The sequence below is a fragment of the Micromonospora sp. DT63 genome (assembly GCF_049841615.1).
Lineage (GTDB): Bacteria > Actinomycetota > Actinomycetes > Mycobacteriales > Micromonosporaceae > Micromonospora.
Genome location: NZ_JBNCKQ010000010.1, coordinates 101,500 through 116,165, shown reverse-complemented (window position 1 = coordinate 116,165; position 14,666 = coordinate 101,500). Strand labels below are relative to the sequence as shown.

At 70.1% G+C, this 14,666-nt stretch carries 8 protein-coding genes; 5 read left to right on the top strand and 3 right to left on the bottom strand.

Annotated elements, in window-relative coordinates:
* Positions 1–36 precede the first annotated feature (36 nt).
* Positions 37–1,665 carry an ABC transporter substrate-binding protein gene (locus ACLQ27_RS28745; RefSeq protein ID WP_357495525.1) on the bottom strand — a complete coding sequence of 543 codons (1,629 nt, stop codon included), beginning with the start codon at positions 1,663–1,665 and terminating at the stop codon, positions 37–39.
* A 137-nt stretch (positions 1,666–1,802) separates the two neighbouring features.
* Here ACLQ27_RS28745 and ACLQ27_RS28740 point away from each other — a divergent pair, with 137 nt between their 5' ends.
* On the top strand, positions 1,803–2,534 hold the full coding sequence (locus tag ACLQ27_RS28740; RefSeq protein WP_357574547.1) for a FadR/GntR family transcriptional regulator: 732 nt from the start codon (positions 1,803–1,805) through the stop codon (positions 2,532–2,534).
* 123 nt (positions 2,535–2,657) lie between these two features.
* On the opposite strand, the gene ACLQ27_RS28735 is transcribed toward ACLQ27_RS28740, so the two are convergent.
* Positions 2,658–3,329 carry a FadR/GntR family transcriptional regulator gene (locus tag ACLQ27_RS28735; protein ID WP_357495528.1) on the bottom strand — a complete coding sequence of 224 codons (672 nt, stop codon included), beginning with the start codon at positions 3,327–3,329 and terminating at the stop codon, positions 2,658–2,660.
* A gap of 304 nt (positions 3,330–3,633) precedes the next feature.
* On the opposite strand from ACLQ27_RS28735, the gene ACLQ27_RS28730 reads away from it, so the two are divergent.
* From ACLQ27_RS28730 to ACLQ27_RS28715, 4 genes are all read left to right on the top strand, one after another.
* The gene (locus tag ACLQ27_RS28730; RefSeq protein ID WP_425869640.1) at positions 3,634–6,423 is read left to right on the top strand and encodes a glycosyl hydrolase family 95 catalytic domain-containing protein; all 2,790 of its coding nucleotides are present in this window, start codon (positions 3,634–3,636) and stop codon (positions 6,421–6,423) included.
* Between the two features lie 56 nt (positions 6,424–6,479).
* Positions 6,480–9,266 (top strand): alpha-L-fucosidase, encoded by a 2,787-nt coding sequence (locus tag ACLQ27_RS28725; protein WP_425869638.1) that lies wholly within the window; start codon positions 6,480–6,482, stop codon positions 9,264–9,266.
* Between the two features lie 31 nt (positions 9,267–9,297).
* Positions 9,298–11,568 (top strand): family 20 glycosylhydrolase, encoded by a 2,271-nt coding sequence (locus tag ACLQ27_RS28720; RefSeq protein ID WP_425869636.1) that lies wholly within the window; start codon positions 9,298–9,300, stop codon positions 11,566–11,568.
* Between the two features lie 74 nt (positions 11,569–11,642).
* Positions 11,643–14,276, top strand: a complete 2,634-nt coding sequence (locus tag ACLQ27_RS28715; protein ID WP_425869634.1) for a discoidin domain-containing protein — start codon at positions 11,643–11,645, stop codon at positions 14,274–14,276.
* Positions 14,277–14,337: 61 nt separating this feature from the next.
* On the opposite strand, the gene ACLQ27_RS28710 is transcribed toward ACLQ27_RS28715, so the two are convergent.
* Positions 14,338–14,664: a DUF202 domain-containing protein gene (locus ACLQ27_RS28710; protein WP_425869633.1), complete on the bottom strand. Its 327-nt coding sequence runs from the start codon at positions 14,662–14,664 to the stop codon at positions 14,338–14,340.
* Positions 14,665–14,666 lie beyond the last annotated feature (2 nt).

The following is a 14,666-nucleotide window of genomic DNA, read 5'->3' as shown; positions in this document are numbered from 1 at the left end:
GCGGAGGGGCCGGATCCGGGGCCCCCGGGGGCGGGCTCAGCCCTTTCGGCTGCTGCCCAGGAAGTACAGGCCGGTGGTCGCCGCGCCCGAGAAGTCGCTGAGCTTCGCGGGGTCGTACGCGGTGACGACCTTGGTGTGCAGGATCGGGTACAGGGGGACCTCGTCGGCCACCTTGTCCAGAGCCTGCTTCCACAGGGCCTTGCGGGCCGCCTCGTCGGAGGTCTGCGCGGCCTTGTCGAGCAGGTCGGCCATGGCCTTGCGGTCGGCGGCGTCCCACCGGTACCGCAGGCCCGGCCAGGTCTGGCCGTAGTAGAACCAGCGCAGCAGCAGGTCGGTGTCGACGCCGAAGACGCTCGGGTCGCCGGTGGCCATCAGCACCCGGAAGGTGTCCTTGGGAACGATGTCGCCGTAGATGGCCGACGAGGGCACCGTGTTGAGGGTGGCGTTGACGCCGATCTTCTTCCACTGCTCGATGACCAGCGGGGCGACGTCCTTCACCGCGGAGTTGTCAGTGGTGTCGAGCTGGAACGACAGGTTGGTGACGCCGGCCTCGGCGAGCAGGGCCTTGGCCTTGTCCACGTTGTGGTCGTAGACGGTGGCGGCCTTCTGGTAGTCCTTGTTGCCCTCGTCCAGGTAGCTCGTCGCCGGGGTGCCGTAGCCGTTGAGCGCGGTCTTGATGACCGCGTCCTTGTCGATCGCGTAGTGCAGAGCCTGGCGTACGCGCTTGTCGTTGAACGGCGCCGCGGACGAGTTGAACATGAGGAAGACCTGGTTGAAGGCCTGCTTCACGTCAACCGTGTACTTGCCCTTGAGCGAGTCGACGTTCAGGTACGGCACCGACTCGATGGCCTGAACACGGCCACCCTGCAGGTCCGACACCCGGGCGGAGGCCTCCGACGTGGTGTTCCACGTCATCGTCTCGACCTTGGCCGGCTTCGGGCCGTTGTAGTTCGGGCTCTTGCTGAGCTTGACGCCCGACTCCTTGGACGCGCTGTCCAGCTTGAACGGGCCGGAGCCGATCGGCGCGGTGTCGAAGGACTTCGACGCGGCGGGGTCCGCGGTCTTCGCCTTCGGCACGATCTTGATGACGGAGATCCGCTCGGAGAACAGGGCGAACGGGTACTTCAGCTTGAACTCGGCGGTCGTCGCGTCCTTGGCGGTGACCGAGTCGATGAACGACACGAACCCCTGCATCAGCGGCGGGGCCTTGGGGTCCGCCGGCTTCAGCACGCGCTGGAAGGACCAGGCGACGTCCTCGGCGGTGACTGGCGTGCCGTCGGAGAACTTCGCGCCGTCACGAACGGCCACCGTGTAGGTGAGCCCGTCCGGGCTGGCCACCGGGTCTTCCTTGGCCAGGGCACGGTAAGGTTCCCGCGTGACCGGGTCGAGATCGATCAGACCCTCGAAGATGTGCTGGTTGACCGCGGTCGCCACCGCCGACGAGGCGTTCCCGGGGTCGAACCCGCTGGAAAGGGTGAACGCCAGAGTGGTCTCGATCGAGGTCGCACCCCCGTTACCGCCTTCGACGGCATTGGTCGAGGCGGGGCCGCCACTGCACGCGACCAGCCCGAGTGCGAGGGTTGCCGCGGTGGATGCGACGGCCAACGAGCGGAACCGGCGCGGGGGGAAGCGCCGACTCTCCTTTGGCTCAACGGTGGTGCTCACGTAGCTGCCTCCATAGGCTCTTCATGCGCTCGCGTACCGCTCGCGCTGAGGGATTCGAAGGTAATGGGGTCTGACGTCAGACATCTGATGCCGATAGGGTGAGCGTGTCAGATCCGTGAACGAAGGGCAAGTGGCAGATGACGACCATTGACGCGTCCCCGCTGCGCGGTGCGGAGCGCCCGGGTCCCCGCCGGCAGGAGGTGGCGACCAAGGTCAAGGATTACATCCTGCGCAATCGCCTCAAGCCGGGAGACATCCTGCCCACCGAGGCGGAGCTGTGCGAGGCGGTGGGCGCGAGCCGCTCCAGCGTCCGTGAGGCCGTCAAGATCCTCTCGGCCCTCGACATCGTCGAGGTACGGCACGGTCACGGCACCTTCGTCGGCCGCATGAGCCTCGCCGCGCTCGTGGAGAGCCTGACCTTCCGCGGCCTGCTCAGCGGCGAGGAGGATCACCACGTGCTGGGGCAGGTCGTCGACGTCCGGCAGACCCTCGAACAGGGGCTGGCAGCCCAGGTCATCGCCGTCCTCGACAGCGGGCACCTGGCGGAACTCTCCACCCTCGTCGACGAGATGGAGACCCTCGCCGCCCAGGGGACGGACTTCCTCGACGTCGACCGCGCCTTCCACGTGAAGCTGCTGGAGCCCCTCGGCAACGACCTGATCCTCCAACTGACCGAGGCGTTCTGGCAGGTGCAGGCCATCGTCGCCCCCACGCTGCGCACCGAGCCGGAGGATCGGGTGATCACCGCCCAGCGGCATCGGGCAATCGTGAACGCGGTCGCGGCCGGGGATGCGTCGGAGCTACGCGCCGCCATCGCCGATCACTACGCACCCATCCGGGCCAGCATCGCGCGCGTCGTACAGGCTTGAAGCGACTCCGCCAACGCCGCCGGATTCGTGACCGCACCGATACGCCCCGGGCCGGAATCGCGCCCGGATGAGAGGGGCCGGACGCCCCACGGCCCGTCGTGACGCGGGTTCCGGGGCCCCCGTTCACAGCGTCCGGCGGAGCCACTCCTCGACACCGGCGACGTGCACGGTGGCCCAGGAGCGCGCCAGCTCGGGCTGCCCGGCCGTGATCGCGTCGACGATCGCCTGGTGCTGCTCACGGGTCCGGGTGACGGCGCCCTCCTGCGTGACCCCGCGCCAGATGCGGGCCCGGGTGGTGGGGCCGGAGAGCCCGTCGAGCAGCGAGCACAGCACCGCGTTCCCGGCGCCGACGGCGATCCTGCGGTGGAATTCCAGGTCGTTGGCGACCAGCGCCTCGACGTCGCTGGTGTCGCCGACGTCGTCGAGGACGGCCTGGAGGCCGGCGATGTCCTCGGCGACCATCCGCTGCGCGGCCAACGCCGTGGCGGCGGGCTCGAGGATCCGCCGGACCTCAAGGAACTCCAGCACGGTGTCGTCGCGGTGGAAGTCCACGACGAAGCCGAGCGTGTCGAGCAGCAGGTGCGGGGCAAGGCTCGTGACGTAGGTGCCGTCGCCCTGGCGGACGTCCAGGACGCGGATGATGGACAGCGCCTTCACGGCCTCGCGCAGGGAGTTGCGGGACAGGCCGAGCCGCCGGGCCAGGTCCGCCTCCTTGGGCAGTCGATCGCCGGGGCCGAGTTCGCCCGAGGTGATCATGCTCTTGATCTTGCCGATCGCCTCGTCGGTGAGCGCCATCGCTACCTCCGCGTCGGTTCGAGCCCGTTGCCGTGACCGCGAGGATTCCATTCCTAGCTGATGGATGCCGACAGCGACACCCGAAGAGCGTCTGGGAGCCATACATCGGATGTTTTTTGCCTCCGGAGCTCTGACATCGGACGTCTACCAGGAGACTGCCCCTTCGGCGACAGGCCGATGAGCTGATGATTGGCCACCAAGCCCGCGATCTTCCTCCTCGAAGGCCACAGTAGAACTTAAGTATCCGGTCCATTGACAATAATAAACATCCCACGTTAACTCTCCTCTACATAGAGGAGGTCCTATGTTCGGGAACAGCAGTCTCCGGAGGATCCTGCGGGCGTCAGCCGCGCCCCTTCTCGTCGCCGCGTGCCTGACCTCCGTGTCCGTCGGCACGCCTCCCGCCCGTGCCGCAGCCGACCCGAGCCTGGCGCTCTGGTACGACGAGCCCGCCGCCGCCTGGGAGAGCAACGCGCTGCCGCTGGGCAACGGCGCGCTCGGCGCCATGGTCTTCGGCGGCGTCCAGACCGAACACCTCCAACTCAACGAGAAGAGCCTCTGGACGGGCGGACCGGGCGCCACTGGCTACAACCACGGCAACTGGGCGTCACCACGGCCCGGTGCCCTGGCCGGCGTACAGGCCCAGATCGACCGGGACGGACGGATGGCGCCCGGCCCGGTGGCGACCGCGCTCGGGCAACCGGCCACCGCGTTCGGCTCGTACCAGAACCTCGCCGACATGTACCTCGACATGACCGGCACCCCGACGACGGTGAGCGGCTACCGGCGCGAGCTGGACCTCGCCGAGGCGACCGCCCGCGTCGCGTACTCCCACGGCGGGGTCACCTACCAACGCGAGTACGTCGCCAGTTACCCCGGCAACGTGATCGTCGCCCGGCTGTCGGCGAGCCAGGCCGGGAAGGTCTCCTTCGTCCTGCGGACCGTCCCGGCCCAGCCCGGCAGCACCGTCACGGTGGCGAACAGCCGGATCACCGTGCGGGGCACCCTGCCCGGCAACGGGTTGATCCACGAGACGCAGTACCGGGTCGTGACCACCGGCGGCACCCGGACCTACGGCGGCGACCGGGTCACCGTCACCGGCGCGGACTCGGCGTTCGTCGTGCTGTCGGCCGGCACGTCGTACGCCGACACGTACCCCACCTATCGCGGCGCGGACCCGCACACCCGGGTCACCCAGGCGGTCGACGCCGCGGCGACCTCGACGTGGGCGGCGCTGCGCGCGGCTCATCTCGCCGACTACCAGCGGCTCTTCGACCGCGTCCGGCTCAACGTGGGCGGGCAGATGCCCAACGTTCCCACCGACGAGCTGCGGTCGGCCTACACCGGCGCCGCCGAACGGGCCCAGGACCGGGCGCTGGAGTCGCTGTACTTCTCCTTCGGCCGGTACCTGCTCATCGCGTCGTCGCGCGACGGCTCCCTGCCGGCCAACCTCCAGGGCATCTGGAACAACTCCAACAACCCGCCCTGGCAGGCCGACTACCACACGAACATCAACGTGCAGATGAACTACTGGCCGGCGGAGACCACGAACCTCACCGAGACCGCCGCACCGCTGTTCGACTTCATCGACGCCCTGCGGGCGCCGGGCCGGACCACCGCGCAGACCATCTACGGCACGACCGGCTGGGTCACCCACCTCAGCACCAACCCGTACGGCTTCACCGGTGTCCAGGACTGGGCCACCGCATTCTGGTTCCCGGAGGCCGCGGCCTGGCTGTGCCAGCACCTCTACGAGCACTACCGCTTCACCCGCGACACCGCGTTCCTGCGCGACCAGGCGTACCCGGCGATGAAGGAGGCCGCCGAGTTCTGGCGGGCCAACCTGCGCGTCGACCCGCGTGACGGCAGGCTGGTCGTGACGCCCAGCTACTCGCCGGAGCAGGGTGACTTCTCGGCCGGCGCGTCGATGAGCGAGCAGATCGTGGGGGACCTGCTCACCAACACCATCGAGGCGAGCACCACGCTCGGCGTCGACGCCACCCTGCGCGCGCAGTGGCAGACCACGCTGAGCAAGCTCGACCCCGGCCTGCGGGTCGGCTCCTGGGGCCAGTTGCAGGAGTGGAAGGCCGACTGGGACAGCCCGACCAACGACCACCGGCACGTCTCGCACCTGTTCGCCCTGCACCCGGGCCGGCAGATCTCGCCGCTGACCACCCCGGCGCTCGCCGACGCCGCCCGGGTGTCCCTCACGGCGCGCGGCGACGGTGGCACCGGCTGGAGCAAGGCGTGGAAGATCAATTTCTGGGCTCGGCTGCTCGACGGCGACCACGCCCACAAGATGCTCGCCGAACAGCTCAAGAGCAGTACGCTCGCCAACCTGTTCGACACCCACCCGCCGTTCCAGATCGACGGCAACTTCGGGGCCACCGCCGGCATCGCGGAGATGCTGCTGCAGAGCCAGAACGGCGTGGTCGACGTGCTGCCCGCCGTGCCGGCGGCGTGGCCCACCGGCTCGGTCAACGGCCTCAGGGCACGCGGCAACGTGACAGTGGACGCCGAGTGGCGCAACCGCCTGGCCAGCCGGATCACGCTCACCGCCGGCAGCGGCGGCGCCCTCACCGTCCGCAACCCCATGCTGGCCACCGCCTCGCTGGTGGACCTGAACACCAACCAGACCGTGCCGGTGACCCGCAACGGTGACCGGGTGACGTTCACGGCCGTGGCCGGACACCGCTACCAGGCCGTCTCCACGGCCGCGACCGGCACGATCGCCGGTGTGGCGAGTGGCCGTTGCGTCGACGTGCCGGGTGCGGCCACCGCCGACGGCACCGCACTCATCCTCTGGGACTGCTCCGGCGCCGCCAACCAGACCTGGACCCGACAGGCCGACAACACCATCCGCAACCGCGGCAAGTGCCTCACCGCCGCGAGCACCACCAACGGCGCCGCGGCGACCATCACCACCTGCGGCACCGCCACCAACCAACGATGGACGTACGACACCACAGCGAAAACCCTGCGCAACCAGGCCACCGGCACCTGCCTCGACGCCAACGGCGGCGGCACCACCAACAACACCGCGGTCATCCTCTGGACCTGCACCACAGCCACCAACCAGCAGTGGCTGATGTAGCACCCGCCACCCACCCGTACCGCCCCTGCCTGCCCGTTCCCGGGAAGGACGCCCCCATGACCCGTACCCTGCGCCGTCATCGTCCGCACGCGAGCGGGGCCGTCCTGGCCGCCGTGGTCCTGCTCGCCACCTGCCTGATCCAGCTCACCCCATCGGCAGCGCCGGCCGCCGCGGCCCCGGGGGACGGCACGATCACGGGCGTGGCCAGCGGTCGCTGCGTCGACGTGCCCGGCGGCGCCACCGCCGACGGCACCGCAGTCATCCTCTGGGACTGCACCGGCGCCGCCAACCAGACCTGGGCCCGACAGGCCGACAACAGCATCCGCAACCGCGGCAAGTGCCTCACCGCCGCGAGCACCACCAACGGCGCCGCAGCCACCATCACCACCTGCGGCACCGCCACCAACCAACGATGGACGTACGACACCACAGCGAAAACCCTGCGCAACCAGGCCACCGGCACCTGCCTCGACGCCAACGGCGGCGGCACCACCAACAACACCGCGGTCATCCTCTGGACCTGCACCACAGCCACCAACCAGCAGTGGCGGGTGGCCGCCGCGGACTACCAGCCGCTGCTCGACGTGGGCTTCAGCGGCACCTTCACCTCCGCCACCGGCTACACCCCCTCGACCGGGGAGCTGGTCGACGGGCAGCTCACCCGGCTGGCCGGCAGTGAGGCGATCAGCGGGACGTCGGTCACGCTCACCGGCGGGGGCACCGGCATCGGGTTCTCCCCACGGATCCCGGTGACCAGCACCAAGTACGTCAACCGGAGCCTGTTGGCCGAGGCGGTGGTACGCCGCCAGAGCGGCGCCACCCTGACCTTCGACACGGTGCTCAGCCTCGCCGGTGGCGGCTACTTCCGGTACGCCAGCGGCTCGCAGACCACCACGGAGTTCGGCATGTACGGCCCGGACTCGCCGTACCACGACACCCGGCAGAGCGGGCCCAACCTGTCCGACACCCAGGACACCCACGTGGCGTTGGCCTACGAGTACGTGAGCGACACCTCGGCCCGGCTCGTCGCGTACGTCAACGGCTGCCAGGTGGGCAGCACCGTCACCACTCCGGTCGCCGCGGCCAACGCGTCGCAGGGCCTGCTGGCCTTCGGCAACGACGCCGGAACCCGTAACCGTGGCTGGCACGGCACCGTGGACGCCATCGCGCTGGCGACGATGACCGGCGCCGCCGGCCCGGTCGACTTCCAGCTCGACGCGCCGGTCTGCGGCGGCACCCCGCCGCCACCCGGTTGCGCCGGCAATCCCGGCAGCAGCGGTCCGGTCACCCCGGCCACCGTCATCACCGTCGACAGGTGCGACACGCTCGACCGGATCCGGCAGAAGGCCGCCCAGGTCGTCCCGTCGGCCGCCCAGCTGGCCTGGCAACAACGGGAGCTGACGGCGTTCCTGCACTACGGCATGAACACCTTCACCGACGTCGAGTGGGGCAGCGGCAACGAGGATCCGGCCCTGTTCAACCCGACGGCGGTCGACCCGGCACAGTGGATGGACGTCCTCAAACGCAACGGGTTCAAGCAGGTCATCCTCACCGTCAAGCACCACGACGGCTTTCTGCTCTACCCGTCGCGGTACAGCACCCACTCGGTGCGCAGCAGCCCCTGGTGGGGTCGTACCGGCCAGAGCGACATCCTGCGGGCCACAGTCGACGCCGCCCGCTCGGCCGGTCTGGCCGTGGGCTTCTACCTCTCCCCCGCCGACGGCGCGGAGATCCCCGGCCGACGCGGTGGCGACCGGTTCGGCAACGGCAGCGCCAAGCGGGCGGTGAGCATCCCGACGCTCGTCGCCGGCGACACCCGCACCCCGACGCAGACGTACGCCTACCAGGCCGACGACTACAACGCCTACTTCCTCAACCAGCTCTACGAACTGCTCACCGAGTACGGGCCGATGGCCGAGGTGTGGTTCGACGGCGCCAACCCGTACACCGCGTACCCGCAGCCGTACCAGGTCGGCGACTGGTACCGACTGATCCGGGCGCTGCAACCGAACGCCACGATCGCGATCAACGGCCCGGACGTGCGCTGGGTCGGCTCGGAGTCCGGGGCGTTCCGGGCCGACGAGTGGAGCGCGCTGCCGTTCCGGGGCACCGATCCCGGCGCGCTGAACCGCGACGACGACCTGCTCGCCGGTGCCTCGTCGAGCGACCTGGGTTCCAGTGCGCTGATCGGCCGGAACCTGGGGACGGTCACGTACCTGTCGTGGTATCCGGCCGAGGCGGACGTGTCGATCCGGCCCGGCTGGTTCTGGCACTCCGGGCAGAACGGCTCGGTGAAGCAGCCGGCCGCGCTGATGCAGCTCTACGAGAACGCGGTGGGCCGCAACGCCAACCTGCTGCTCAACGTCCCGCCGAACCGGGCCGGTGTGATTGACGCGCCGGACGTCACAGCCCTCGACGGGTTCGGCACCGCCCAGCGCGCCCGGTACGGCCGGGAGCTGTTCGCCAGGGCGGGCGCGACCGGCACCCCCGCCGCCCTCACCGACACGGCACTGAACACGTACTGGTCGCCTTCGGGGGGTGCCACCACCGGCGCGGTCGAGCTGACCGCCTGCCGGGCCCGCACGTTCGACCGGCTCCTGGTGCAGGAGTCGGTCGGCAACGGCCAGCGCATCGAGGCGTTCGCCGTGGACGCCTGGATCAACGGCGGCTGGCAGCAGGTCGCCGCCGCCGGAACTGTCGGCTACAAGCGGATCGTGCCGCTGTCCACCGCCGTGACAAGCGACCGGCTGCGGCTGCGGGTCACCGCCGCGCGCGGCGTACCGCAGGTCGCGACGCTCACCGCGTACGCGACCGACAGCACCGCCAACCCGGCGTCCTGCTGAATTCCCCGCCCTATCCCGAGAGGAACGGTTCATGCGTCTTCGACGTATCAGCGTCACCGGAGCAGTGGGGGTCCTCGCCACCGCACTGCTGACCGTGCCGGCGACGCCGGCCTCGGCCGTACCGGGTGACCTACAGGTGATCCCGGCGCTGAAGCAGTGGACGGCGGGCACCGGCAGCTACACCTTCGGCGCCGCGACCCGGATCGTGGTGGACCCCGCCTACACCGCCCAGCTCAACGACGACGCGGCCACCTTCGCCGCCGACCTGCGGGACCTGACCGGACGCACCGTGCCGGTCGCCACCGGAGCCGCCGCCACCGGCGACATCCGGCTGACCCTGGGCGGCAGCCAGCCCGCCGAGGGCTACACCATGACCGTCGGGTCGAGCATCGCCATCCAGGGCTCGACCGACGCGGGCGCCTTCTACGGCACCCGCACGGTGCTGCAACTGCTCAAGCAGTCGACAACGGTCCCGGCGGGAACGACAACCGACTCCCCGACCAAGTCCGAACGCGGTCTGATGGTCGACGTGGGCCGCAAGTACTTCACCGTCGACTGGCTCCGCCGGCACGTCAAGGAGCTCGCCTACCTGAAGATGAACCGGTTGCACCTGCACCTGTCCGACTCGCAGGGGTTCCGGCTGGAGAGCACCACCCACCCGGAGGCGATGTCGGAGCAGTACTACACCAAGCAGCAGATCCGCGACCTCATCGCCCTGGCCACCCAGTACCACATCGAGGTCGTGCCCGAGATCGACATGCCGGGCCACATGAACGCCATCCTGGAAGACCACCCGGACCTGCAACTCGCCGACACGGCGGGCAACCGCAACCCCTACTACCTCGACCTGTCCAAGCCGGGCGCGTACACCCTGGCCCGCGACCTCATCACCGAGTTCCTGCCGCTGTTCCCCGGCCGGTACTGGCACATCGGCGCGGACGAATACATCGGCAACTACGCCGCCTACCCGCAGCTGTTGACGTACGCCCGCGCGACGTACGGGCCGAACGCCACCGCCAAGGACGCCTACTACGGCTTCATCAACTGGGCCAACGACATCGTCCGTGCCGGTGGCAAGACGACCCGGATGTGGAACGACGGAATCGGCACCGACGGCACCATCCGTCCGGCGTCGAACATCCACGTCGAGGTCTGGTACAACTACGGCATCTCGCCGCAGGCCCTGCTGGACCGCGGGCACACGATCTCCAACCAGGCGTGGAACCCCACCTACTACATCCTCGGCGTCGGGAAGCCGAACGTGACGTGGGGCTACGAGACCTGGAACCCGGATCTGTTCCAGGGCAACAACACCATCAACACCCCCTCGCGCAATCTCGGCACTGTCGTGCACGTCTGGTGCGACAACCCGAACGCCGAGACCGAGGAGCAGGTCACCGCGGGCATCCGGACGATCCTGCGGGTGGTGGCCCAGCAGACCTGGGGGTCGCCGAAGCCGGCCGCCACGTACACCGCCTTCAGCGTCATCATGGACCGCATCGGTCGGGCTCCCGGCGGCCCGGCGGCGACGACCGGCAGCCTGTCGCTCAACCGCCCGGTGACCGCGTCGTCGACCGAGACTCCCAGCTTCCCGGCCTCGGCGGCGGTGGACGGTGACCTCAGCACCCGCTGGTCGTCGGCCTACACCGACCCGAGCTGGATCCAGGTCGACCTCGGCAGCAGCCAGGAACTCTCCCGCGTCGCACTGCGCTGGGAGGCCGCCTACGCGAGGGCGTACCAGATTCAAACGTCGACCGACGGCACCACCTGGACCACCGCGGTGACCGTCACCGCCGGGGACGGCGGCCTCGACGAGCACGCGCTCAACACCACCGCCCGGTACGTGCGCATGCAGGGCACCGCACGGGCCACCACCTTCGGCTACTCCCTCTGGGAGTTCGAGGTCTATGGGCCGAAGAAGGGCATCATCACCGGCGCCGCCAGCAGCCGCTGCATCGACATCCCGGGCAGCAACACCACGAACGGCACCGCGGTGAACCTCTGGGACTGCAACAGCGGACCCAACCAGACCTGGACCCACCGCAACGACGGCACCCTCACCGCCCTCGGCAAGTGCCTGGAACCGGCGAACGGAAGCGTCGCCGACGGCACCACGATCGTGATCAACGCCTGCACCAGCGCCACGACCCAGCGCTGGACCTACGACGCCACCTCGGGCAGCTACCGCACCGGCGGCAAGTGCCTCGACGCCAACGGCGGCGCGACCGCCAACGGCACCCGCCTCATCCTCTGGCCCTGCACCAACGGCGCCAACCAGCGCTGGAGCACCCCCACCGTCTGACCACCGATGGAGGCACGATGCAGCACGCCATGCCCCTGCCATCCTCATCGACAACACGGCCACGGCGGTTCGTCGTGCACACCATCGTCCTGGGTCTGATCGCCGGAGCCGTCGCGACGGTCGGGGGCCATCCGGCCCCGGCCGGCGCGGCGGTCCCGGCGGACCCGACCTACACCGACGCCGCCGGCCTGGTCTTTCCCGGCGTTCAACCGGGCGCGGCGACGGCGTCGCTCTCCGGCGGCAGCTTCACCCTGGCCAACGCGGCGCTCTCGTCCACCTGGAGCGTGCAGGGCAGCACTGTGTCGCTGACCCGGTTCGACAACCGGGCGGCGAACGCGACAGTGCCGATGAGCCTGCGCGGGCTCTTCACCCTCACCCTGGCCGACGGCAGCACCATCACGACGGCGAACACGAGCGTCTCGGCCGGTCCGGTGGTCAGCGACCTGGCGGCGAACGCCGGGTCGGCACGGCTCGCGGAACGCTTCGCCGGCAAGGCGGTCACCACCACCTTCCGGTACGGCGGCGGCACCCGGACACTCGACGTGCAGTGGCAGGTGCGGCTGCGCGGCGGGGCCAACTCCGTACAGCACAGCTTCACCGTGCGTTCGGTGGCCGGCACGTTCGACGTGACCTCCCTGCGCCTGGTGGAACTCGGCCTCACCAACGCGCGGGTCCTCGGCAGCGACGACGGCAGCCCGGTGGTGCACGGCGCGGCCGGCAGCGAGACGGTGTTCGTCGGCATCGAGAACCCGATGGCGAAGGCGACAGTGAACGGGTCCGCCGTCGACATCGCGGTGCCGCGCGCCGGTGACCTCACCACCGGCGCCTCGTGGGTCTACACCGCCTCCACCGGCGTCTCCCCCGCCGGGCAGTTGCGCCGCTCGTTCCAGTACTACCTGCAACGCGAACGGGCCCACGACCGCCGGACGTTCCTGCACTACCAGAGCTGGCTGGACCTCAAGCCACCCGGCGAGGTCATCAACAGCGCCGAGCTGACCCGGGCCATCAACCTGTTCGGCACCCAGTTGCGCAACCGGGGGGCCACCATCGACAGCTTCTGGGTCGACGACGGCTGGGACTATCTGCGTACGCCCCAGGTCGACGAGACGAACCTGAACGTCTGGTCGTTCGACCCGACCCAGTTCCCCACCGGCTTCGCCCCACAGAAGGCCGCCGCCGCGCAGTACGGGGCCTCGATGTCGGTGTGGATGTCACCGTTCGGCGGGTACGGCACCAGCGCCGCCACCCGCCAGGCCATCAACGCGAGCAAACCCGCCGACCAGCGGTTGGAGACGCACAGCGGCGGCCAGTTCAAACTCGGCGGCGCCCGCTACCACGACCGGTTCCGGTCGGTCGCCTTCGACATGATGGACAACCAGGGGGTACGCGGCTTCAAGCTCGACGGCATCGGCGGCGGGCTCTACCAGTCCGGCCCGAACGCGAACTACATCGCCGACTACGAGGCCCTGCTCGGGCTGACCGGCGACCTGCGCGCGCACCAGAAGGACGTGTTCGTCAACGCCACGGTCGGCACCTGGGGCTCACCGTACTGGTTGTGGTTCACCGACTCGATCTGGCGCGACGGGCACGACGCCAGCCTGGTCGGCGCGGGCAGCGCGCAGCAGCGCTACGTCAACTACCGCGACTCGGAGACGTTCCGCAACAACGCCACGCAGAACCCGCTGTTCCCGATCCCGAGCCTGATGAACCACGGGATCATCTTCTCCGACCGCACCCCGCAGTTCACCGCCGACTACGACCTGACCAAGCCCAGTGTCCAGGCCGAGGTGTCGCAGGACATCCGTGCCTACTTCGCGCTCGGGCTGAGCCTTCAGGAGCTGTACGTCCGCAACACGCTTGTCGACGCGAGTCGGCCCGGCGCGGCCTGGTTCTGGGACACCGTGGCCGCCAACGCGAAGTGGGCCCGCGCCAACCAGGGGCTGCTCAGCGACGTGCACTGGGTCGGCGGTGACCCGGCGGCGGGCGCCGTCTACGGCACGGCCGCCTGGAACTCCTCGGCCGGCGCGTCGAAGGGCATGCTGATGCTGCGCAACCCGTCGGCGTCCGCGCAGAGCTTCACCGTCAATCCGCAGACGGTCTTCGAGCTGCCCGGTGGGACCCACCAGCGGTACCGGTTCACCGAGCGCGACGGGCGGCGGGCCGGCTTCGTGTCGGGTCCGGCCGCACCGGTGAGCATCACGCTCGCGCCGTTCGAGGTCGCGATCTTCCAGGCCAACCCGACCGACGAGCCGATCGGTGGCGGGGACAGCCCACAGCTGCCCCGCACCCGGTGGACCGCGACGGCGGACAGCGTCGAGACCGCCGGCGAGAACGGCGTCGCCGCCAACGCCATCGACGGCAACCCGGCCACCATCTGGCACACCCGCTACGTCGGCGGGGTCGCACCCATGCCGCACCAGCTCACCATCGACCTCGGCGGCAGTTTCCGCGTCGACAGACTCGACTACCTGCCCCGTCAGGACGGAGGCACCAACGGCACCATCGCCGACTACCAGATCCTGACCAGCGTCGACGGCACCACCTGGACGCAGGTCACCGCCGGCACCTTCGGCGCCGGCAGCACCCTGAAGACAGCGGTCTTCGCGCCCACCACGACCCGGTACGTGCGCCTGCGCACCACCCGCGCCGCGAACGGGGCCGGGTACGCCTCGGCCGCCGAGATCAACCTGTACGGATCGACGGCCTGACCGAATTCGCCGTCCCGGGGCGCCCCCTGTCGACGCCCCGGGACGGCAGCACCTGTCGCCCTCAGCGGGCGAGGACGTGGGCGAGGATCGCCATGCCGCCGACCGCCACCAACGCTCCGGCAGCAGCCAACGGTGCCGCGCCGTCGGGACGCCCGAGCCCGGTGGGCAGCCGCACGGTGCGGTACCGGCGTCGGGCCACCGTGACCACCGCGACGGCCAGCGGCGCGCAGGCCAGCACGATCCCCGCGGCGAACGGACGAGTCGGCAGCAGCTCCCGGCCGACGGCCACCAGCACGGCGGCCGTCGCCAGCGCCGTGCGTAGCCACGCCAGCAGGGTGCGTTCGGCCTGCGCCCCCCGGTCGGCGGGACGCGGTGGTGGATCCGTCACCT

Bases quoted from the DNA above. Each gene is read 5' to 3' on its own strand.
- ACLQ27_RS28740 (WP_357574547.1), top strand. From the start codon at position 1,803: ATGACGACCATTGACGCGTCCCCGCTGCGCGGTGCGGAGCGCCCGGGT.
- ACLQ27_RS28735 (WP_357495528.1), bottom strand. From the start codon at position 3,329: ATGGCGCTCACCGACGAGGCGATCGGCAAGATCAAGAGCATGATCACC.
- ACLQ27_RS28730 (WP_425869640.1), top strand. From the start codon at position 3,634: ATGTTCGGGAACAGCAGTCTCCGGAGGATCCTGCGGGCGTCAGCCGCG.
- ACLQ27_RS28725 (WP_425869638.1), top strand. From the start codon at position 6,480: ATGACCCGTACCCTGCGCCGTCATCGTCCGCACGCGAGCGGGGCCGTC.
- ACLQ27_RS28720 (WP_425869636.1), top strand. From the start codon at position 9,298: ATGCGTCTTCGACGTATCAGCGTCACCGGAGCAGTGGGGGTCCTCGCC.